We start from the raw sequence: 20,507 nt of genomic DNA on the forward strand, positions 1-20,507 counted from the left end.
TGGATACCAAATACAGAAGCGCCTGCTGGACGGTCGCTAGCGCCGTCCCTATGATACCCACTAGTTCTTGCTGTACCGCTAAGCTTTCCACAACCACCAAAAAAGGACAAAACACCATGGGTATCATCAGCATGATCATAGTGGGCTTTATTGTCGGTTTGCTTGCACGGGCCTTGATGCCGGGCGATCAAAAGCTGGGCATCATCATGACCATCATCCTCGGTATTGTCGGCTCCATCGTCGCGGGCTATCTCGGCGGCGCGATGGGCTTGTACGAGCCGGGAGAAGGCGCCGGCTGGATCGGATCCATCATAGGCGCCATTATCGTCCTCTTCATCTATGGCCTGATCGTCCGCAAGCGTTAGTATTGAGGGCATGATCATCAACACACTGGCCCCCATGGTCGCCGCCTATACCAATGCCTGAGGGCCGCAGCATGCAGGACGTGCAAGCACACTGGCTTGCCGAAACCCTGCGTCTGCGCGAAGCGCTATGGGGGCCAGTGGAAGACGCCGCTGAAGTGCGGCGCGTGCGCGCCGATGGCGGCGAGCTCACTCGCAAAATTCTGCTGCGCGCCCACTATCTTGGCCAACGCGAGCAACATCACGAACTACTCATACGCTGGAGACGCGGCGCCCGGATTGCGCTGCTGCTTCTGGCCCTTGTTGCAATGGTTGCGGGCGGTGCTGCGGCGCTCGGCGCTCTTGGGGACGGCACCCGCCCGGTAAACCTGGTGCTGGCGCTGGTCGGCACGCTGGGTCTTAACCTGCTGGCCCTGCTATTTTGGCTGATGAGCTTTCTGATTGGCGACAGCGCCGGAGGCTCGTGGCTGGGCGAATCTTGGTTGTGGCTGACCCGCAAATTGGCACGCGGACCCGACGCCGCCCTGGTGCCGCGGGCACTGGTGGGCTTGTTGGCCCGCAATCGCAGCTTGCGATGGCTGCTGGGCGCCGTCAGTCATGGATGGTGGAGTCTGGCAACCGGCAGCCTGCTGCTGACGCTGCTCGCCATGCTGTCCGCACGTCGCTACCAATTCAACTGGGAAACCACCGTTCTGTCGCCCGACGCCTTTGTATGGCTGACCTCGGCGCTGGGCTGGTTGCCGGCCAGGCTGGGCTTTCCCATGCCCACGGAGGCGATGATACGCGCCAGCGACGGCTTGCAACAGGTGCCCGACGCCACTCAAGCCTTGTGGTCGGGCTGGTTGCTGGGCTGCATCGTCGTCTATGGCTTGCTGCCGCGACTGATCTGCCTGGCACTCAGCGCCTGGCGGACCAAAGCGCGCCTGGCGAACCTCGAGCTGGACGTCGGCCTGCCGGGCTACGCGGAACTGCGCGAGCGGCTGGCCCCCTCCAGCGAGAGATCCGGTATCGATGCGCCCGAGCAGCCCGGCTATCAATCACGCGTAGCGCCGCATCGGCATGCCGCGTCAATCACGGGCGAGCATGTGGCGATTGGTATCGAGCTACCTGCCGATATGCCGCCACCCTTGGCGCCCTTCCCTGCCGGCGCCATCGACCTGGGCGTGCTGGACAGTCGCTCCGAACGCAAAGCCATGCTGGAGCGCCTGCAAACACAACGCCCGCAGCGCCTGCTGATGGTCTGCGACGCCCGGCAAACTCCGGATCGTGGCGTCATTGCGCTATTGGTAGAGCTTACCGGCCTGGCTGCGGAAGCGGCGGTGGCATTTGCCGGCTCCGATGCCCGGGATGGCACTCGCAGCTCCGCATGGCGAGAGCGCTTGCTGGCCGCCGGCTTCACCATCGAGCAGATTCATACCGATATCACCGAGGCGGCGCAGTGGCTGACCTCCGGCAAACCAGCCCTGGCTGCAAATCGAGGTCCCCATGACGCAGCTTGATCGTCCTTTGCGACTCGCTGTCGTCGGCCACACCAACACCGGCAAGACGTCTTTGCTGCGTACGCTTACCCGCGATCCGCAGTTTGGCAAAGTCGAAGACCATCCGGGGACGACACGCCATGTGGAAGGCGCCAGGCTGCTTGTCGAAGGCACGGCGGTGGTCGAACTGTTCGACACCCCGGGCATGGAAGATGGCATGGCCTTGCTGGACTACCTGGAGCAACTGGCCCCGGCATCCGAACGCATTGACGGGCCGGAACGCATACGGCGCTTTCTGGACAGCCCCGAAAGCCAACGGCGCTTCGAACAAGAGGCGCGAGTGCTGCGCAAGCTGCTGGACTGCGATGCCGGCTTATACGTGGTCGATGTCCGAGACCCCGTATTGGGCAAGCACAAGGACGAACTGGCCGTTCTTGCCAGTTGCGGCCACCCGCTATTGCCCGTGCTGAACTTCACCCATAGCCCTGAACAGCGTCTGGCCTCGTGGCGCGACGCATTGGCCAGGCTGGGCCTGCACGCCACGGTGGAATTTGACACGGTGGCGCCGGCCCTGGATGGCGAAGCGCAATTGTGCGACAAGCTCGCGCTGTTGATGGACCGTTATGCGCCCGCACTGCAACGACTGAAGCAAGACGTGGCAGAGCAACGCCAATTGCGCCATGACGACGCCATGCGCCTGGTCGCTGAACTGCTGATCGACGCTGCGGCGTTCAGGCTTAGCTGCCAGCCCGAGCAGGATGCCATCAAGACGGCTACGCAGGAACTGCGTAAACGCGTGCGGGCTCGCGAAGAGGCTTGCGTACGCGCCTTGTTGAAACGCTATAACTTCAGCCGCCGCGACTTTCCCACTCATAGCCTGCCCCTGGAAGGCGAGCGCTGGGGCATGGACCTGTTCCACCCCCAGGCCCTGAAAGAGGTGGGCATCCATGTCGGCAAGGGCATGGCGGCCGGCGCCATGGCGGGCGCAACCGTGGATGTCTTCATGGCGGGTATCAGCCTGGGGGCGGCGACCGTCGTGGGGGCTGCCGCTGGCGGTCTTTGGCAGAGCGTCGACAAATTGGGCAAGCGCATCCTGGGCCGACTGCAGGGCTATCAGGAAATCAGCGTCGACGACAATGTATTGCGGCTGCTTGCGCTGCGCCAGCTGGTATTGGTCAGGGCGCTGGAACAACGCGGCCATGCCGCGCAAACGCCTATTGCGCTACAGGCAGACCTGGGCAAACAGGATAAGGGCTGGGGACGGCGGAATTTGCCGGAAGTACTGATCGAAGCGCGCAGCCAACCGCAGTGGTCGGCCCTGGCTGACGACCACCAGGCGACTGCCAGACGCCAGGAAGCCCTACGCCTGTTGGCGCGTGAGTTGGCTCAGGACGAAGCCGTCTTGCAGTAAGCCCTGAGGAAGCGTTTCCTTAAAGCATCACCGGGGCATCGGGAAGGTTGTTGGCCTGATCCCCGTCCAGCGGCAAGGGCGGACAATGGCTGGAAAGGATTTCCTCGATGTCCTCGATTGCGGCAAGCAGGCCAGGGCCGTAGTCCTTGCGCTTCAGGCGCTCTTGCAGCCGCTCGCACACGGCCTGCCATAGGTCGTCGGATGCCGTGACCCCTCGGTCGGCAACAATGTGAATGTGGTGCTTGTCCAGCGCCAGATAAAGCAGTACCCCGGTATCCAGCGGCGTGTCCCACACGCGTAGACGGCCAAAAACTTCCAGTGCCCGCAAGCGGCTGTCGGGTTCGTGACGCGGGCTGACCGCCTCGATCGCCAACATCAGCTCACCGCTGTGCCCCGCCTCGCTTTGACCTATGTGTTCGGCCACTTGTGCCAGCAACTGCGGGGTAAAGTGCTTGCGGCGCAGCCAATGCCCTTCGATACCTGCCAGACCGGTAACTTGCTTCCAGCTTGCCTTACGATGTTGCACGGCGCCTCCTTGCCCGATTCACCAACTGCCGGAAGCGCCACCGCCCCCGCTACCACCACCGCCGCCCCCGCCTCCTCCGCCGAAGCCGCCGCCGCCAAACCCGCCACCACCGCCGAAACCCCCGCCGCCAAAGCCGCCTCCGAAGCCGCCACCCAGGCCTCCCACTACGCCGCCGCGGCGTGATACCCGACTGGCGCTACCGCGCCCTCCGGCACCAAAGCGGCGTCCGATCAAGCTAAGCAACAAGGCCACCACCGCCGCGATGACACCGGCCACAACGCTGTTGAACATCAGGAAAACAAATATGCCCACCGCAAAGGCGGCGAAGCCGGCCGGCATGAAGACACTCATTGCAGCCAGTGGCGCCAACATGATCAGCGGCGATTCGTCCTCATCCACCCCGGCCTCGGCACCCGGCGCAGGAGCCGGCAGCGGTTCACCATCAATGAGCTTTACCAGGCTGTTGACGCCCGCCATGATGCCGCCGCCGTAATCATCCTGCTTGAAATGCGGAGTGATCTGCTCACGGATGATGCGGCCGGCCAGCAAATCGGGCACGGCGCCTTCCAGGCCATATCCGACTTCGATCCGCAAGCGCCTGTCTTCCTTGGCCACGACAAGCAGGATGCCGTCGTCGACTTTCTCGCGGCCGATACGCCAACTGTCGAAAACTCGTCTGGCGTAGCTTTCTATGGTGTCTTCACCTGTCGTCGGGACGATAAGCACAGCCACCTGCGCGCCCTTGCGCTGTTCAAGGTCTGACAGCAGCGCGTCCAGTTGCGACCGGGTACTGGCATCCAGGGTGGCCGTTTGGTCGGTCACCCAGCCACTGATCTCGGGTACGGGCACTGCTTGCGCAAGTGCCGATCGAGCCGGCAAGGCGCCCATCAACAAAACCAGCACCATGGCACACCACCCTGCCAGGCAGCTACGGGCATGCAAATAGCGCATCATGGCCGGGCCGGCTCGGGCAGGCTGAACTTGACCTCGGGATCGCGGGTGATCTCGTCCTGCCTGGACACGCCATAGTTCTCGATGGTGTCATAGCCGAAAATCTTGGCGGTGATCAGCGTGGGAAATTGACGTATGGCCAGGTTGTACTGCTGCACCGCCTCCACGTAGCGGCCGCGCTCTGTGGCAATACGGTTTTCGGTGCCTTCAAGTTGCGTCATCAAGTCCCTGAACAGGCCGTCGCTCTTGAGTTGCGGATAGTTCTCGGAGACAGCAATCAGCCGCGACAGCGCCGACGACAGTTGTCCCTGCGCCTCGTTGAACCGCGCCATGACCGCCGGGTTGTCCAGGTCTTGCGCATTAATTTGTATGCTGCCCACTTTGGCTCGGGCCTCGGTTACCTGTGTAAGCACCGCGCGCTCGTTGACCATGTAGGCATTGACCGAGTTGACCAGCTTGGGCACCAGCTCGGCCCGGCGCTCGTACTGATTCAGCGTTTGCGACCAGGCCGCCTTGACCTGCTCGTCCAACCGCTGGATCTCGTTGTAGCCACAGCCCGACAGCAGTAAGGACAGGCAAGGCAGAAGGACAAACAAAAGGATGCGTTTCATGGATAGGCTCAGCGAAAGACGTTATCCCGGAAACTTACCCTAATTTGCCCCCGCCATGCAGGGCCGTCACGAAAAATTTCTGTATGCGCCATATGTACGCTACAATACCGCCTTGTGTGCCGCACCAGTCAGCATACTGTCTGCAAGCCATTCTGGCCTTGCCTTTAGCTTTTTTGCTAATCAACTACTTTTATCGTCTGCCTAGATTGGTATCTCTCAACTCGAGCGATAGGCTGTCGCTGGAGTTTTTCTTGAATACCCAAACACCTTTTTCCTCCCTCGGGCTGGCGGAACCTCTTTTGCGTGCCGTTACCGAAACCGGTTACGAACACCCTACGCCTATCCAGGCGCAAGCCATACCTCAAGTACTGAAAGGCGGCGATCTGCTGGCCGCAGCGCAAACGGGCACCGGCAAGACGGCTGGCTTTACCCTGCCCATCCTGCACCGCTTGCTGACGAACCCGCTGCAAACACGCAAGCCCGGCCAGCCCCGTGTGCTGATCCTGACCCCCACCCGCGAGCTTACTGCCCAGGTGGAAGAGTCCGTGCGCACCTACGGCAAGCACACCACCATCCGGTCGATGGTGATGTTTGGCGGCGTCAACATCAATCCGCAAATCAATGCCCTGCGCAAGCCGCTGGACATCCTCGTTGCCACGCCCGGCCGCCTGCTAGATCACGCACAACAGAAAACCGTGGATTTGTCTGCCGTTGAAATTCTGGTGCTGGACGAAGCCGATCGCATGCTGGACATGGGCTTCATCCGCGACATCCGCCGCATACTGGCCCTGTTGCCCAAGCAGCGGCAGAACTTGCTGTTCTCGGCCACCTTCTCGGATGAAATCCGTCAGTTGTCCAAGGGCGTGTTGAACAACCCGATAGAAATTTCTGTTGCGCGTCGCAATACGGCTTCCGAACTTGTTTCGCAAAGCATGGTGCTGACCGAACAATCCCATAAGCGTGACCTGCTCAGCTACATCATCCGCGAAAGCGGCTGGCATCAAGTGCTGGTGTTCACACGCACCAAGCATGGCGCTAACCGCCTGGCTGAAAAGCTGGTCAAGGATGGGCTGGCGGCCGCTGCCATCCACGGCAACAAGAGCCAGGCAGCACGTACCCGCGCACTGGCCGGCTTCAAGGACGGCAAGGTCGCCGTGCTGGTTGCCACCGACATCGCCGCACGCGGTATCGATATCGACCAGCTACCGCATGTGGTCAATTTTGAGCTGCCCAACGTTCCGGAAGACTATGTGCACCGTATCGGGCGCACCGGCCGCGCGGGCACGGAGGGCTCGGCCATGTCGTTGGTGGACAAGTCCGAGATCAAGCTGCTCACTGCCATCGAAAAGCTCATCAACCGCCCCATCGAGCGCACCACCATCAAGGGATGGTCCGTCGATATGGTCAAGGCCGAACCCGCACACGTGCGAGCCGATGAGGACCGCCCCCGCCGCAATAATGCGCCCCGTGGCGGCGCCGGCAACGGTGGTCGCGGCAATGGCCGCCCTGGCGGTCAACGCTCCGGCGATGCACGACGCAGCGACGGCACCGGCACACGTTCTGCTGCGGCGCCGCGTGGCGACGGCTCGGCGCCTCGCCAAGCGGCCCGCCGGCCTGCCGGCAACCATGCTGCCACCCCGCGTCCGGCTGCCGATGGCGGCCGTGGCAACACGGGTTTGCGCGCCGCGCTGCTGGGTAAGTAACACGCCAGGTCTTCCATGGCTTTCTCCACCTGGCTTGCCTTCTTTGCTGCCTCCTGGGCGATCTCGTTTTCGCCCGGGCCAGGTGCGATCTCGGCGATGGCGTCCGGCCTGAAGTATGGCTTTCGTCGCGGTTACTGGACTACCGTCGGGTTAATCCTGGGCATCTTGATTCAGTTCCTGATCGTGGCGGTGGGCCTGGGCGCCTTGTTGGCCGCGTCCGAATTCGCCTTTGGCATCGTCAAATGGCTGGGCGTGGCCTATCTGATTTACCTTGGGTGGAAGCAGTTCCGCACGGATGCCGCGCCGGTTGCGGTTCAGACCCATGATCCGGCGCCTTTCAAGCGTCGGGAGCTGATACTGCGGGGATGCCTGATCAATATCACCAACCCCAAGGGCACGGTATTCCTGCTGGCCGTGGTGCCGCAGTTCCTGAACCTGCAGGCGCCCCTACCCATGCAGTATGCCGCCCTGGCGGCCACGCTATGCCTGACGGACCTGGTGGCCATGGGCTGCTACACAACGCTGGCCGCGCGCATCCTTAAGCTGCTGCGCAGTCCGCGCCATATCCGCTGGCTTAATCGCGGTTTCGGCGCCATGTTCATTTTGGCCGGTACCGTGCTGGCCTCGTTCAGTCACCATAAATAGAACCAAACGCAATCCGGCAGTCCTCGGCCGGGATCGGTCGGGGGTCGCGCTAAAATCAAATTATGAGCATCAGCCAAGAAGTCGCACGACGACGTACATTTGCCATTATTTCTCACCCCGACGCGGGTAAAACAACGCTTACCGAGAAGCTGCTGCTGTTCGCGGGCGCGATCCAGATCGCAGGCAGCGTAAAGGCCCGCAAGGCCAGCCGCCATGCGTCGTCCGACTGGATGGAAATCGAAAAGCAGCGCGGCATCTCCGTCGCTTCGTCGGTCATGCAAATGGAATACCGCGATTGCGTCATCAACCTGCTCGATACTCCGGGTCACCAGGACTTCTCTGAAGATACCTATCGGGTACTGACGGCAGTCGATGCTGCCCTGATGGTGATCGATGCGGCCAACGGCGTCGAGCCTCAAACCATCCGCTTGCTGCAAGTTTGCCGTGCGCGCAACACGCCCATCATTACTTTCATCAACAAGCTGGACCGCGAGGTGCAAGAGCCGCTTAACCTGCTGTCCGAGATTGAATCGCACCTGGGCATGGACGCCGTGCCTTTCTCGTGGCCCGTGGGTATGGGCCGCTCGTTCGGCGGTGTGTTCGACATACGGCGCAATCGCATGCGGGTCTTCCGTGCCGGGCAAGAGAAGCGTGGCGCGCAGGACGAAATGATAGACGGCCTGGATAATCCCGAGATCGCCAGTCGTTTTGGCGATGCCTACGCCAAAGCCAATGAAGAGATCGAACTGATACAGGCCGCCGCGCCTGAATTCGACCACGACGCTTTCCTGGCCGGCAAGCAGACACCCGTGTTTTTCGGTTCGGCCATCAATAACTTCGGCGTACAGGAGGTGCTGGATGCCTTGGTGGATCTGGCGCCCACGCCCGGTCCGCGTACCGCCATACAGCGCGAAGTGCAGCCCGATGAGCCAAAATTCAGCGGCGTGGTGTTCAAGGTACAGGCCAATATGGATCCGGCCCACCGCGATCGCGTCGCTTTCGTGCGGGTCAGCTCGGGCCGCTTCGAGCGCGGCATGCGCCTGAAGATCGCTCGCAACGGTAAAGAAATGCGCCCCAATAACGTCGTGTCCTTCCTGTCGCAGCGTCGCGAACTTCTGGACGTGGCTTACGCTGGTGACGTGATCGGCATCCCCAACCATGGCGTGCTGCAGCTTGGCGACGTATTGACGGAAGGCGAAACCCTGCAGTTCACCGGCTTGCCCTTTTTTGCGCCCGAACTGTTCCAGGCAGTCGAAGTCAAAGATCCCTTACGCATCAAACAATTGCGCATCGGGCTTACTCAACTGGGCGAAGAAGGTGCAATCCAGGTGTTCAGGCCCGAGGCCTCGGGCGGCGCCCTGTTGCTCGGCGCAGTCGGACAACTGCAGTTTGAAGTCGTGGCCCATAGGCTCAAGACCGAATACAAAGTGGACGCCCGCATGATGCCTTCGCGTTACAACATGGCACGTTGGTTTACAGCCGAGGACCCTGCTGTCTTGCGAAAATTCATGAATGCCAATGCTGCCAACATCGCCTATGATGTCGTCGATGCTGCCGCTTTCCTGGCCAGCTCCCCCGCTCAGCTTCGCGTCGCGCAAGAACTCTACCCCGGCGTGGAATTTCACGCCATGCGCGAGCACGGTGGACGCGTCTTCGGGCAAAATGCTTAACCAGCAACGCTGTCTGCGATTTTTTGCTTTGGCGCCCAGCCCGTATACTGGGCGTCGTTTTCCAGACAGAGGGTAATCATGTCCTGGCGAGTTATTTTTGCAGTATTGGTCATTGCCGCAGGGGCTTCAGCCTGGGGTGGAATACGTCTGGGCGACTGGCTCGTGGCGCATGGACCAGTCGCGCCGCCAGTTCCAGAGTTCCCCGAGCTGTCGGAGGTTCCCGTACTGGATGCGGATGGCCGGCCCTACGTGGCGCAACCGCCGCAGCCGCTGACCAACGGTCAGTTGGGCGTGCCTGAGCCACCCGAGCAATTCGCTTGGCAGATCCCACCGACGTCGCTGGAAGAAACCAAAGCCACCACCAATATCGAGCTGGCGACCACCATGATCAGCATGGAAGAAGCCCAAATGATTGCCGACCATGGCGCCGGTCAGACACTGCAAGGTATTGCCGATGTCGGCGGACTGGGTCTGGGAGGCAATAGCGCCCATGGCGAGCACGCGCTGCAGCCGATAGAAGTGGCGCCGCCACCACCGCCGCCCCCGGCGGTCGTCACGCCAAGCAATCAATCGTGGCAGGCCAGCCTTAGACAAGATTTACAGGCGTGCAGCGCCCTGGGCTTTTTTGATCGGCCCAGTTGTGCCTGGGCCGCTCGCAATAAATACTGCCAACCGAACAATGCCTGGGGTCGTGTAGCCGACTGCCCAAGCAAGTCGTTCTAGTCAGCAGTTAAAGAGGCTATTCGCCCATTTGCGACTGCAGATAATTCTGCAAGCCTACCTTCTCGACCAATTCCATCTGGGTTTCCAGCCAGTCGATATGCTCTTCAGTGTCGTTCAGGATGTCCTGGAACAGATCGCGAGAGACGAAATCGCGCACCGACTCGCAATAGGCCATGGCCTCTTTGACGGTGGCCTGCGCAGCCGATTCCAGCTTGTGGTCGCAGGACAGGATTTCAGGCACGTCCTCGCCGATCATGAGCTTGTGCAGATCTTGCAGATTGGGCAAGCCATCCAACATGAAAATACGCTCTATCAGTCGATCTGCGTGTTTCATTTCCCCGATGGATTCGTCGTACTCGTGCTTGCCAAGCTTGGTCAGACCCCAGTGATCCAGCATGCGTGCATGCAGGAAGTACTGGTTAATGGCGGTAAGCTCGTTCTTGAGCTGCGCATTCAAATGTTGAATTACGGTTGTGTCGCCTTTCATGGCCATACTCCTGAAGCAAAGTCAGTCGTAAGGCTACCATGGCGGCACCGGAAATGGTTGGGGAATTCAGAGGGCACAGCCCGACCCGCGGCCATTGCGACCGCGGAAAATCGTTACCAGAAACTTCAGGCGCGACGGACGGCCACTTCGACCATGGATGTTGCCACGATACGTGCGTCGTTGGCGGCATCGCACACCAATGCGCCGGCATCGTGCTGGTGCATGACCTGGCCAGCGTAGCGACCACCCGGCAGGTATTCTGCCGCCGTCTCGGCGCAGCAGCCGCAGCAGGCCGCAACGCCAAGCTGGCCTTGCAGGTCTGACATCGTGGTGGCGCCCTGCGCGACCGCAGTCTGAACCTGGCGTTCGGTGATGGCGTTACAGATACAAATGAACATGAGAACAATTATCATCCAGATTGCGCGAAAGATCAATCTGAAAAATCATCCTGTGGCACAAAACACTACACCGGATCCAGCGCGGCTCGGGCCTTGCGCAAGATAGCCGGTTCGATGCCTGCCGCTTCCCGGTACTTGGCCACGGTACGGCGGGCAATCACGACGCCTTGGTCGGCCAGCCGCAAGGCTATCTGACTGTCCGAAAGCGGCTTGCCAGGGGGTTCATTGCTTACCAACTTGCGGATCAGTTCGCGCACCGCTGTGGCGGACGTGGCCTCGCCATCGTCGGTCTGCAAGGCCACGCCAAAGAAACGCTTCAGTTCTATGACGCCCCAAGGGGTCTGTGCGTATTTCTGCTTGGTCGAGCGAGATACGGTGGATTCGTGCATTTGCAGCTCCTGGGCAATATCGCGCAGACCCAGTGGCCGCATGGCAGCGGTGCCATGTTCGAAAAAATCGCGTTGCCGTTCAACCACGGCCTGCGCCACACGCAATATCGTCACATAGCGCTGCTGCACACTCTTGATCAAGCCGTGCGCCTGCTGCAATTGGCTGTGCAGGCCGGTGGTCGCGGTAGATGTGGCGAGCATGCCTTCGTACAGTGCATTAACGCGTAAGCGCGGCATGACTGCGGGGTTTATTCTGGCGATCCAGCGATCCCCCACGCGTTGCACCAATACATCCGGGACGATGTAGTCGGCCGTCGAGCTCGCCCAGTCGCGTGCCGGCTTGGGCTCAAGCTGCAGCAACAAAGCATGTGCGGCGCGCAAGAGGGGCAGCGGACAATCCAGCGCTTCACGCAGCCTGGTCATATTGCCGGTGGCCAACAGGGCCAGGTGTTCTCGCGCTATACGCTGGGCACACTCGACAACATCCCCGGGAATGCCGGTATCCGACCCTCCCGCCAATTGGCGCAATTGCAGGCACAGGCAGTCGCCAAGAGAAGTAGCGCCCACCCCTGGAGGGTCGAAAGACTGAAGCAGGTTCAAAGCGGCCTGCAATTCGCTGGCTCTCACGCCTAGCGCCTTGGGCAGGCAATCCAGAATCTCTTCCAGTGGTGTAGGCAGGTAGCCGTTTTCATCGAGTTCATCGATCAACAGGGACACCAGGGCGGTATCGCGGGCCTGGGCACGCGTCAGCCGCAATTGCTCGTGCAGGTGCTCCTGCAAGCTTACAGCCAAGGCCGTTTCTGGACGTGTGGGAGCGTCGGACGATCCCGCGCCGTCACTGCCGCTGGAGGCGCCAGGGGTATCCCATCGGTCTTCCTGCGCGTGGGCATCGTCCGCTACCGTATCGGGCGTAACGGTGTCATACTCTTCGTCACGTTCGAGTAGCGGGTTTTCGAGCAGGGCCTGGGCCACTTCCAGCTCCAGTTCGTGCGCCGACAACTGCAGGAATCGTATCGATTGCTGCAGCTGAGGGGTCAGCGCCAACTGCTGATGTTGACGAAGTTCCAGAGACTGACGCGATTGCATAGTTAAAATACGCCGTATGACATCAACCAATCTACCACCGCAGCCCACCAGCCAGGATCGCGCACTGCTGCGTACGACCTTGCTGAAACTAACCGCAGGTCAAAAGATCTTGTGTGCCGTAGTCATCGCCGTCGTGGCGCTGGTCTGGTATGACCTGCTTAACCGGCTAGTGGAATTTGGCCGCGGTATCAACTACGAGGGCCTGCATGCACTAGGGGCCCGGGTGGTAACCCTGCTAAAAGAATACAACCCCTTCTTCTGGTGGGCGGTGGTCGCCTTGTGTACGCTTATTATTGCCTATTTTTTGTACGGTTTTGTACGGGCGGCGTTAAACCGTGCTCGCGCCAGGCACCTTCGCGAGGAAACCGTACAGATGTTGGCGACCCGCCTGTCCGAGCCCGCGCGCGAGGTCCTGCGCTGGTCCTGGCGCGACCCGCGCGAGCCACTGACCGTGGGCGATCTGCAACGCACCGCCGCCGAGCTGCGCAATGGTCGATACGCCAAGATCACCCTGGCACGACGACAGGCAGCGCTTTTAGCCGATGCGCCGAGCGCCCCGGCAGGCGCTAAAGACTTGCCAAGCGTCTAAAAATATGATCGACTATAGGGCATGAGTTCGCAACACGCCTCCTCTTTTAACGTCGCCGCCAGCAGTTTTTCTGCCGACGGCGCGTTGCGTGTTCCCTGCGCAGCCCTGCGTAGCCTCATTGGCGTTCCCGCCCTATCGCTTTCGCTGCTACTACCGATCGGTTGCCGAGCCTAGCGACGCGTGGCAGTTCGGCAGCCCTTTCCGGCCACATCTTTTTCCACCTCTACCGTAATTGATCTTAAAGAGCGTGTTGCACGAAGCTCCGGTGGTGGCGACAAACAAATATCCAGTTCCAACGAGGCTTTCCATGATTTCGAACCCGTCCGATAAATATCGTCCGTTCGTCCCCTTTACTCGCGACTTTTCCGAGCGCACCTGGCCCAGCAAGCGCATTACGAAACCGCCCATCTGGATGAGCACTGATCTGCGCGATGGCAACCAGTCTCTGATCGAGCCCATGAGCGTCGAGCGCAAGCTGCGGTTTTTCGAGCAGCTTCTGAAGATAGGCTTCAAGGAAATCGAAGTGGGTTTTCCGTCTGCATCGCAAACCGACTTCGATTTCGTGCGCAAACTGGTCGACGAAGACCGCATACCCGACGACGTCAGCATCATCGTATTGACGCAATCTCGTGAGGACCTCATCCGACGCACGGTCGAGTCTGCCGCAGGCGCCCGCAACGCCATCGTGCACCTGTACAACGCCTGCGCCCCGGCCTTTCGCAAGATTGTCTTTAGCATGAGCAAAGACGAAGTCAAGGAAGTCGCACTGACAGGCACCCGCCTGATCAAGGAACTGACCCGTCAGCATCCCGAAACCAACTGGCGTTACGAGTATTCCCCCGAAGTCTTCAGCACCACCGAACCCGAGTTCGCGCTGGAAGTTTGCAATGCGGTGACGCAGGCATGGCAGCCCACGCCGGAATCAAAGATTATTTTCAATCTGCCTGCCACCATCGAAGCCACGACGCCCAATATGTATGCAGACCAGATCGAATGGATGCATAAGAACCTGGCTCAGCGCGACTGCATTGTCCTTAGTGTGCACCCACATAATGACCGCGGTACGGCGGTAGCCGCTGCCGAACTGTCCGTCATGGCGGGCGCCGATCGCATCGAAGGCTGCCTGTTCGGCAACGGCGAGCGCACCGGCAACGTCGACCTGGTCACCTTGGCGCTTAACCTCTATACCCAAGGCATACATCCGGGTCTGGATTTTTCCGACATCGACGAAGTGCGCCGCTGCGTCGAGTACTGCAACCAACTGCCTGTCCATCCTCGCCACCCCTATGCGGGCGACCTGGTCTTCACGGCGTTTTCGGGCTCGCACCAGGACGCCATCAAGAAGGGGTTTGCCCGGCAGGAAGCGGACGCTCCATGGGAAGTGCCCTATTTGCCGATCGACCCGGCCGACCTGGGCCGCAGCTACGATGCCGTCATCCGGGTCAATAGCCAATCAGGCAAGGGCGGGGTGTCGTACCTGCTGGAGCAAGAGCACGGGCTGGTCTTGCCGCGCCGCTTGCAAATTGAGTTCAGCCGTGCCATTCAGCGCGTCACAGACGAAACAGGCGCTGAAGTGACGGCGGCAAAGGTGTTTGACATCTTCAATGAAGAATACCTGCAGCGCAATCAGCCCTGGCAGTTGGTGCGTCACCGCATCACGGGCGATCCCAAGGCGGGCAGCGGCAAACAGTTTGCCATCGAGGTTGAACTCGAGCACAACGGCGAGGTTCGTCAGTTGGAAGGGCAAGGCGACGGCGCGATTTCTGCCTTCGTCAACGCCCTGGGCGCGGGCGTGCGCATCATGGACTATCACGAGCACGCCATCGGCACCGGCACGGATACGCGGGCGGCCAGCTATGTAGAACTGCGCGTAGGCGATTCCCCCACAGGATTCGGCGTGGGCATACATGAAGACATTGTCACCGCCTCATTCATGGCCATTCTTAGCGCTGTGAACCGGCATGTGGTCGCCGAAGGGGTGGACGCCCTGGCGGCATAGCCCTGCATAACTAGCCGCCGCAGCAGCGTTTGGGCACCTCTTATCCAACCAGCCTCTCGAGGCTGGTTTTTTTATGTCTGCCGCTGTGGCCGCAGCATGAGTCGAATGGCATGGCACTTGCCCGCAGTTGTACCGATGACGATGAGCCGAAGGCTCGTCCGGAACGACTTTTAAAGGAGAATGCTATGCGTAACGACGATCAGCGCCGTCGCGGCGATTTTAGTGGCCGTGAGTTCGGCCAAGGTAGCGCCAGAGACTATGATGAACGCGACTTCGGCGAGCCCGATTGGCAAGGCGGCGGGTACCGTGAGCGGGGACAGCACCGAGCAGAGTCGTCGCTATTTCAAAGCGGCCAAGAGCGACGTAACCAGTTCGAGCGCAGCAACTACGGCAATATGGACGACGACGGAGCGGGTGGACGGCGAAGCTCCCAATACGGCATACATGAACGGTCTGGCCCGGAAACCGGCTACGGCGGATACGACGGAGAATACGGCGACTATGGTGCGCGCGGTAGCCGTGGCGGCAGAGGAACTGGCGCCGGTCAAGGTGGCGAGCTGGGCGGCTTTCAACGCGGCGACGACTATGGCAGTTCGGGATACGGCGGTGGCGGCGGCTACGGCGGTCGTGGCGGGCGCCACGGCGGGCGCGATCTGCCTTATCCAGGCGGCGAAGAATCAGAAGGCAATTACCGTGGCGGCCAACGGTTTCAGTCGCCCGGCGGTGGAGCAGCCAACTGGGAGGGCGGCTCTTACCGCGGATTCGACCGGTTCGGCGGCGACGCCTCCGAAAGTCAAGGCGGTCGTTCACAGCGTTATATGCCCAAGGGTTATCAGCGTTCGGACGAGCGCATACGGGAAGACGTCTGCGAGCGCCTGGCCCATAGCGGCATTGATGTCAGCGAGGTGTCGGTCGATGTAGCACAGGGACATGTGACGCTGTCAGGCACGGTGCCTGAGCGGTATATGAAACATGCCATTGAAGATTGTGCTGATGATTGCGCAGGCGTACAGGATGTAGATAACCGCATACGGGTGCAGCGCGGCGGCACCGGCGGATCGACGCCGGGTGGACGGGCCCAGGGCATCAGCGGCGCGGGCGGCACATCGCCAAGTGGTGGCGCCACCAGCGGTGGCAGCGAATCAGGCGGCGCCGGGGCGGTCAGCCCCAGCGCGCAGTCCAGCGACAAGGCCGGCAGTTAGCCCTTAAGCAAACTACCACGTGGGAGCGGGCTCCCACGTGACGTCCACATTGCGCTCATGCGAGACACGCAACATGGACAGCAGGGGGAAGGCACGCCGACGAAAACTGACTGGCTGCGATATGGGATGCTCTTTCGAGTCGTTATCGTCGTTGTCGTCGGTTTCGTCCGACGACGTGTCGATCGCCATGGCCTGCTCAATACCTTTGATGGCTGATTCCAACTGGTCGCGGATAATAACCCCGCGCTCGGGGAGCGTGTCGGTATAGGGCTTGCCGGCGGCTTGCAGGATAGGTAAGGCATCCTTGGCAAACATGAGCACTTCAGCGGCAGCTTTAGAGTGAAAGACAACTAGCATATTCGGTTTCCCTCAATAGACACATGCCTACACTACAGCATCTTCAAGAGGCTGCCAAGCCAGAAAATATCCGCATAATTTGCCGTGCGAGATATCTTCATGAAACCTGCGATCCGGCTCTTGCTGCTGGCCTGGGCGTGCGCACCAAGTTGGGCGCCGGCCCAGGGAACTTGCGGCCCGTCGCCCCTGGGGGAACCCTGCGCGCAGGGCGGGGTGGCCAGCGCCGGTAATACCGAGCCATCGCTGCAGTTAGGCATCGGTAACCCCATACACCTGGCCACCGGCAACAAGTACCAGAAGGAAACCGACCTCCCTGCCGGGCCTTGGGCGCCGGGCATCGAAATCGTGCGGCACTACAACGCACAAGATCGCCGCCCGTCATGGCTGGGCGCCGGCTGGCAGCTGTCTTACGACACGCGTTTGCGGCGCGTGGGGCGGCGCTGGCAAATCGAACAGGCCGATGGCAGCCGTGTTGTCTTCCTCAACAGCCACGCTACCAGCGCCATTGGGCACCACGGCAGCCTGTCAAGCCAGGGTGGTTTATGGGTATGGGCCTGGCCCAACGGACGACGCCTTACTTTCAACGCACAAGGCTACCTGGTGGGCATACATCACGATGGCCAGCTGCATGTGGACATACAGCGCGAACCCCCTGGCAGTCCGCTGGAGCACGCCATAACGCGCATCAGCAACCGAAGAGGGATAGCGCTGACTTTCGCCTACGACATCGCGGACGGCCAGCGCCGCTTGCGTCATATCGACACACCCATAGGCCGGTTTAGTTACCAGCACCAGCCCGGGCAACACGCGTTGCGGCTGGCAGCAGTGCTGCGCCCCGATGGCATGGAGCGGCGATATCTTTACGAGGCCCAGCGCCAGGCCGGCAACGACCACGCACTGACAGGCATCAAGATCGTCTCGGCCGACCAACAACACCAACGCCGCCTTAATACCTGGGCATACGATGCCCAAGGCAGAGCCATACTGTCCATCGCGGGGCCGCCAGACAGCACGGCGCAGAAGCTAAGCCTTCAGTATCTACGGTCACCAGAAACGCCGTCCGGGCTCACTGCGGTGCATGGCGCCCAAGGGCGAGAAACACGTTTCATCACGGCCGCGCATGGCCAACGCCTGCGGCTGACTGAAATCAGCAGCAGGGCCTGCCCGGCCTGCCCGTTGTCCCGCAGCGGCGTTCGATACGACCAGGCAGGCCGCCTGACCGAACTGGACGGCACCTTGTTGCAGCGCGATCAGCATGGCGTGATACGCAGCTTGCAGATCGCGGATTCGGGCTGGCCCGGGCTGGTCTTGAACTATCAGGCCGGCGGCGCCATGCACTCGTGGCAATCCACGCTCACGGGCATGGAGACCACGGCGTACAACCGCGCGCACCGGCCTGTCCGCCGCGACTATGCAAACGGCGACCATGTCATGTATTTCCACGATGGCGCGCAGCGGCCTCATCGCGTGCTTGAACGCAACCATGGCGGGCAGGCGGTCGTCAGTTCGCTAAGCTGGCGCGGCGGGCAATTGATGCGCGTCGAGCACCCGCAAGAAGCCGAATTGCGCCGCTACGACGACCATCAACGCCTGCAACAGCGTCGGGTCAAGCGGCCCGCCACCGCCCACAGTGCCGCAATACGCTATACGGAATCATTCGACTACGACACCGCAGACCGGCTCGTCAGACACCACCTGCCGGAAGGCGGTTCGCTAGGCTACGAATGGCACGCCGACGGCAGGCTCACCAATATCCACTGGCATGATGTTGGCGGGAAAAGCCATGTGGTAATCGCCACAAACGCCGGCAAGGCGGGATACCAGTACGGCAATGCACTACGCCTGGTCACCCTGCTGGACCGCGACGGCCGGGCTGGCCAACTGCGCTTATTGCGTGGCGATCAGCCCGTATGGACTACAAGCACGCAGTACGATGGGCAAGGGCGGCTGGCGCTCGAGCACCATGCCGTTCCGGATGCCAAGCACGACGAAACCTGGTCCTACGGCTACGATACCCAGGGGCGCCTGGCCGTCGCAACGCGCACAAGGCAGGACGACAACGAGGCGGCGCGAGACCCGCCTGAGCCTTATTGGTATGCCTGGCATAGTGATGGCAGCCTGGCCGCAAAGCGGGTGCAGGGCATAAGCATGAAGCCGGCCATCAAGCGCGATGTCTCCGGCCTGCCCACGTCCATCGGTAGTCGCACATTGCGCTTTGGGGCCAACCGGCGCCTACAGCAGGTGGACGAAGGCAATACAGTAATTGCCCAGTACCACCACAACGCCTATGGGCACCGTATCGTCAGCCATGGCCCCACGGGCAGCCAGCATTTTCTTTATCTGGATAACCGAGTGGTCGCTCAACTGCCCGGCCATACCAGGCAGGCGCCCGATGCAGTCCTTGGCAAGACGGAAGCCGACGACCAAACGCCACGCCTGCCGGTCGGCCGGCGCTACATCTATGCGCATCACACGCCAGTCGGCTTCATTGACTATATCGACGGCGACAGCAGGCAAGCCACCTTGAACTTTGTACACGCCGACCTTATCGGCGCGCCGCGACTGATCACCGATCATCAGGGCAAGCTACGGTGGCTGGCCAGCTATACCCCCATGGGCCAAGCGCAACGCCTGGCGGGCGACCTTGATATCGACCTACGATTGCCCGGGCAAATTTTTGACGCCGCTACCGGTTGGCACGACAACGTGCTGCGCACCTATTTGCCCGAATGGGGCCACTATCTCGAGCCCGACCCCCTGGGGCCGATACCGGGCAGCCAGGCGCTCGGGTATGCCGACCAGCAACCACGCCGCCATGTCGACCCCCTGGGCTTGCTGCTGTTTGCTTTCGACGGCACCCGGCATAGCCCTCAAACACAAAGCAACGTCTGGAAGCTAAGCCAGGCGTACCGCGATGGGCCCGTCTACTACCACGCCGGCCCGGGTAATTCGACCTCCATCGATTGGGATGCCGCCACGGCCTCGAGCGCGCCGCAGATCATCGAGAACCAGTGGCAATCCCTGCTGGATGTCTTGCATCAGTCCAGCAACACGGGCGAGCACATCCCGATAGACATCATCGGCTACTCGCGCGGCGCTGCCCTGGCCCGCCACTTCGGCAATCTGATCAATCAGCACATGACCGGCACGCTATTCGCGTTTCAGGACACGCTGCGTGGCGTAATCAGCGCCTGTGTAGACCTGCGTTTCATGGGCTTGTTCGATACCGTGGCCCAGTTCGGACTGGGCGGCTTGAACAACGCCCAATACGATTTGTCGATTTCTCCGGCCTGGGAATGGGTGGCCCATGCTGTAGCCCTGCACGAGCGACGCTGGCTATTGCCTTTGACCAGCGCCGGCGACGCCCATGGGCATAACGTTATCGAGGCCCCCTTCATCGGCGCCCATGCTGATATCGGCGGCGGTGTGCTGCGCGGCATGTCTTCCGGCATCCACCATCAGGCGGACCTGTCTGACGTGGCCCTTAACTGGATGCTGTGGCAAGCCCGTGCCGCAGCGCTGATGTTCGATCTGTCCGACCCGGCAGATCGGCAAATTACCCATCCCGTGTTGCACGACGACCGCTCTGTCGCCGCGCGCAGTGTGCAAGACGGCGATCGCAGCGTGGCCTTTGCAAGCGGCGAACGGCAACACGCCTATCAGGACGACCACGCCCGCTTGGGCCGCGAACAGCGCGCACAAACCGAAGCCTTGATCCAGCGACTGGAAGACTGGCGCAGGCAGGCCGGCGCTGCAGTCGGGATGGTCGACATGGCGGGCTATGCACGGTGGCTGCACGATGAACTGGGCTGGGGTCCCATAAGCCCCTAGCGGCAATTCACGTTATCATTTAGGCCTTCCCGGCGCCCAGGATAATCAGGCGGCCGGCACCGTGCGCGACTGGCCTTCCAGCAGCGCCG

General features: G+C 61.3%; 18 protein-coding genes. 11 read left to right on the forward strand and 7 right to left on the reverse strand.

Going from position 1 to position 20,507, the window contains the following annotated elements:
- Positions 1-116 precede the first annotated feature (116 nt).
- From CKA81_RS13930 to CKA81_RS13940, 3 genes are all read left to right on the forward strand, one after another.
- On the forward strand, positions 117-365 hold the full coding sequence (locus tag CKA81_RS13930; RefSeq protein ID WP_128355825.1) for a GlsB/YeaQ/YmgE family stress response membrane protein: 249 nt from the start codon (positions 117-119) through the stop codon (positions 363-365).
- Between the two features lie 71 nt (positions 366-436).
- Positions 437-1,861, forward strand: coding sequence for a DUF2868 domain-containing protein (locus CKA81_RS13935; RefSeq protein ID WP_164878411.1), 1,425 nt, complete (start codon positions 437-439; stop codon positions 1,859-1,861).
- Positions 1,848-3,251 carry a GTPase/DUF3482 domain-containing protein gene (locus CKA81_RS13940; RefSeq protein ID WP_128355827.1) on the forward strand — a complete coding sequence of 468 codons (1,404 nt, stop codon included), beginning with the start codon at positions 1,848-1,850 and terminating at the stop codon, positions 3,249-3,251. Before CKA81_RS13935 ends, CKA81_RS13940 begins: the two co-directional genes overlap by 14 nt.
- A 19-nt stretch (positions 3,252-3,270) precedes the next feature.
- Here CKA81_RS13940 and CKA81_RS13945 read toward each other — a convergent pair whose 3' ends face one another.
- The 3 genes from CKA81_RS13945 to CKA81_RS13955 are packed head-to-tail and all read right to left on the reverse strand — an operon-like array spanning position 3,271 to position 5,339.
- Positions 3,271-3,777, reverse strand: a complete 507-nt coding sequence (locus CKA81_RS13945) for a TPM domain-containing protein (RefSeq protein ID WP_128355828.1) — start codon at positions 3,775-3,777, stop codon at positions 3,271-3,273.
- Positions 3,778-3,795: 18 nt separating this feature from the next.
- Positions 3,796-4,731 carry a TPM domain-containing protein gene (locus tag CKA81_RS13950; protein WP_228255727.1) on the reverse strand — a complete coding sequence of 312 codons (936 nt, stop codon included), beginning with the start codon at positions 4,729-4,731 and terminating at the stop codon, positions 3,796-3,798.
- Positions 4,728-5,339 (reverse strand): LemA family protein, encoded by a 612-nt coding sequence (locus CKA81_RS13955; RefSeq protein ID WP_128355829.1) that lies wholly within the window; start codon positions 5,337-5,339, stop codon positions 4,728-4,730. The genes CKA81_RS13950 and CKA81_RS13955 overlap by 4 nt, the downstream gene beginning before the upstream one ends.
- 251 nt (positions 5,340-5,590) lie before the next feature.
- Here CKA81_RS13955 and CKA81_RS13960 point away from each other — a divergent pair, with 251 nt between their 5' ends.
- The 4 genes from CKA81_RS13960 (at position 5,591) to CKA81_RS13975 (ending at position 10,080) form a co-directional block, all read left to right on the forward strand.
- Positions 5,591-7,042 carry a DEAD/DEAH box helicase gene (locus CKA81_RS13960; RefSeq protein WP_164878412.1) on the forward strand — a complete coding sequence of 484 codons (1,452 nt, stop codon included), beginning with the start codon at positions 5,591-5,593 and terminating at the stop codon, positions 7,040-7,042.
- A gap of 15 nt (positions 7,043-7,057) precedes the next feature.
- The gene (locus CKA81_RS13965) at positions 7,058-7,687 is read left to right on the forward strand and encodes a LysE family transporter (protein WP_128355830.1); all 630 of its coding nucleotides are present in this window, start codon (positions 7,058-7,060) and stop codon (positions 7,685-7,687) included.
- 62 nt (positions 7,688-7,749) lie between these two features.
- Positions 7,750-9,357: a peptide chain release factor 3 gene (locus CKA81_RS13970; protein WP_128355831.1), complete on the forward strand. Its 1,608-nt coding sequence runs from the start codon at positions 7,750-7,752 to the stop codon at positions 9,355-9,357.
- A 78-nt stretch (positions 9,358-9,435) separates the two neighbouring features.
- On the forward strand, positions 9,436-10,080 hold the full coding sequence (locus CKA81_RS13975) for a hypothetical protein (RefSeq protein ID WP_128355832.1): 645 nt from the start codon (positions 9,436-9,438) through the stop codon (positions 10,078-10,080).
- Positions 10,081-10,096: 16 nt separating this feature from the next.
- On the opposite strand, the gene bfr is transcribed toward CKA81_RS13975, so the two are convergent.
- The 3 genes from bfr to rpoN form a co-directional block, all read right to left on the reverse strand.
- Positions 10,097-10,567, reverse strand: a complete 471-nt coding sequence (gene bfr / locus CKA81_RS13980; RefSeq protein WP_128355833.1) for a bacterioferritin — start codon at positions 10,565-10,567, stop codon at positions 10,097-10,099.
- A gap of 125 nt (positions 10,568-10,692) precedes the next feature.
- The gene (locus tag CKA81_RS13985) at positions 10,693-10,965 is read right to left on the reverse strand and encodes a (2Fe-2S)-binding protein (protein ID WP_128356818.1); all 273 of its coding nucleotides are present in this window, start codon (positions 10,963-10,965) and stop codon (positions 10,693-10,695) included.
- Between the two features lie 65 nt (positions 10,966-11,030).
- Positions 11,031-12,440 (reverse strand): RNA polymerase factor sigma-54, encoded by a 1,410-nt coding sequence (gene rpoN / locus CKA81_RS13990; protein WP_128355834.1) that lies wholly within the window; start codon positions 12,438-12,440, stop codon positions 11,031-11,033.
- Positions 12,441-12,456: 16 nt separating this feature from the next.
- On the opposite strand from rpoN, the gene CKA81_RS13995 reads away from it, so the two are divergent.
- From CKA81_RS13995 to CKA81_RS14005, 3 genes are all read left to right on the forward strand, one after another.
- The gene (locus tag CKA81_RS13995) at positions 12,457-13,029 is read left to right on the forward strand and encodes a hypothetical protein (RefSeq protein WP_128355835.1); all 573 of its coding nucleotides are present in this window, start codon (positions 12,457-12,459) and stop codon (positions 13,027-13,029) included.
- 307 nt (positions 13,030-13,336) lie between these two features.
- Positions 13,337-15,028: a 2-isopropylmalate synthase gene (gene leuA / locus CKA81_RS14000; protein WP_128355836.1), complete on the forward strand. Its 1,692-nt coding sequence runs from the start codon at positions 13,337-13,339 to the stop codon at positions 15,026-15,028.
- A 185-nt stretch (positions 15,029-15,213) separates the two neighbouring features.
- Entirely contained in the window at positions 15,214-16,230 is a 1,017-nt protein-coding gene (locus CKA81_RS14005; RefSeq protein ID WP_128355837.1) for a BON domain-containing protein, read from the forward strand.
- A gap of 12 nt (positions 16,231-16,242) precedes the next feature.
- Here CKA81_RS14005 and CKA81_RS14010 read toward each other — a convergent pair whose 3' ends face one another.
- On the reverse strand, positions 16,243-16,587 hold the full coding sequence (locus CKA81_RS14010) for a DUF1840 domain-containing protein (protein ID WP_128355838.1): 345 nt from the start codon (positions 16,585-16,587) through the stop codon (positions 16,243-16,245).
- A 99-nt stretch (positions 16,588-16,686) separates the two neighbouring features.
- On the opposite strand from CKA81_RS14010, the gene CKA81_RS14015 reads away from it, so the two are divergent.
- Positions 16,687-20,418, forward strand: coding sequence for a phospholipase effector Tle1 domain-containing protein (locus CKA81_RS14015; RefSeq protein WP_128355839.1), 3,732 nt, complete (start codon positions 16,687-16,689; stop codon positions 20,416-20,418).
- Positions 20,419-20,507 lie beyond the last annotated feature (89 nt).

The organism is Pollutimonas thiosulfatoxidans (genome assembly GCF_004022565.1).
Taxonomy (GTDB): domain Bacteria; phylum Pseudomonadota; class Gammaproteobacteria; order Burkholderiales; family Burkholderiaceae_B; genus Pusillimonas_D; species Pusillimonas_D thiosulfatoxidans.

What these genes read in the sequence shown, in the direction of transcription:
- CKA81_RS14010 (WP_128355838.1), bottom strand. Translation starts at nt 16,587, where the DNA reads ATGCTAGTTGTCTTTCACTCTAAAGCTGCCGCTGAAGTGCTCATGTTT.
- CKA81_RS13955 (WP_128355829.1), bottom strand. Translation starts at nt 5,339, where the DNA reads ATGAAACGCATCCTTTTGTTTGTCCTTCTGCCTTGCCTGTCCTTACTG.
- CKA81_RS13940 (WP_128355827.1), top strand. Translation starts at nt 1,848, where the DNA reads ATGACGCAGCTTGATCGTCCTTTGCGACTCGCTGTCGTCGGCCACACC.
- CKA81_RS13950 (WP_228255727.1), bottom strand. Translation starts at nt 4,731, where the DNA reads ATGATGCGCTATTTGCATGCCCGTAGCTGCCTGGCAGGGTGGTGTGCC.
- CKA81_RS13975 (WP_128355832.1), top strand. Translation starts at nt 9,436, where the DNA reads ATGTCCTGGCGAGTTATTTTTGCAGTATTGGTCATTGCCGCAGGGGCT.
- CKA81_RS14015 (WP_128355839.1), top strand. Translation starts at nt 16,687, where the DNA reads ATGAAACCTGCGATCCGGCTCTTGCTGCTGGCCTGGGCGTGCGCACCA.
- CKA81_RS13995 (WP_128355835.1), top strand. Translation starts at nt 12,457, where the DNA reads ATGACATCAACCAATCTACCACCGCAGCCCACCAGCCAGGATCGCGCA.
- CKA81_RS13935 (WP_164878411.1), top strand. Translation starts at nt 437, where the DNA reads ATGCAGGACGTGCAAGCACACTGGCTTGCCGAAACCCTGCGTCTGCGC.
- CKA81_RS14005 (WP_128355837.1), top strand. Translation starts at nt 15,214, where the DNA reads ATGCGTAACGACGATCAGCGCCGTCGCGGCGATTTTAGTGGCCGTGAG.
- rpoN (WP_128355834.1), bottom strand. Translation starts at nt 12,440, where the DNA reads ATGCAATCGCGTCAGTCTCTGGAACTTCGTCAACATCAGCAGTTGGCG.
- CKA81_RS13970 (WP_128355831.1), top strand. Translation starts at nt 7,750, where the DNA reads ATGAGCATCAGCCAAGAAGTCGCACGACGACGTACATTTGCCATTATT.
- CKA81_RS13985 (WP_128356818.1), bottom strand. Translation starts at nt 10,965, where the DNA reads ATGTTCATTTGTATCTGTAACGCCATCACCGAACGCCAGGTTCAGACT.
- leuA (WP_128355836.1), top strand. Translation starts at nt 13,337, where the DNA reads ATGATTTCGAACCCGTCCGATAAATATCGTCCGTTCGTCCCCTTTACT.
- bfr (WP_128355833.1), bottom strand. Translation starts at nt 10,567, where the DNA reads ATGAAAGGCGACACAACCGTAATTCAACATTTGAATGCGCAGCTCAAG.
- CKA81_RS13930 (WP_128355825.1), top strand. Translation starts at nt 117, where the DNA reads ATGGGTATCATCAGCATGATCATAGTGGGCTTTATTGTCGGTTTGCTT.
- CKA81_RS13965 (WP_128355830.1), top strand. Translation starts at nt 7,058, where the DNA reads ATGGCTTTCTCCACCTGGCTTGCCTTCTTTGCTGCCTCCTGGGCGATC.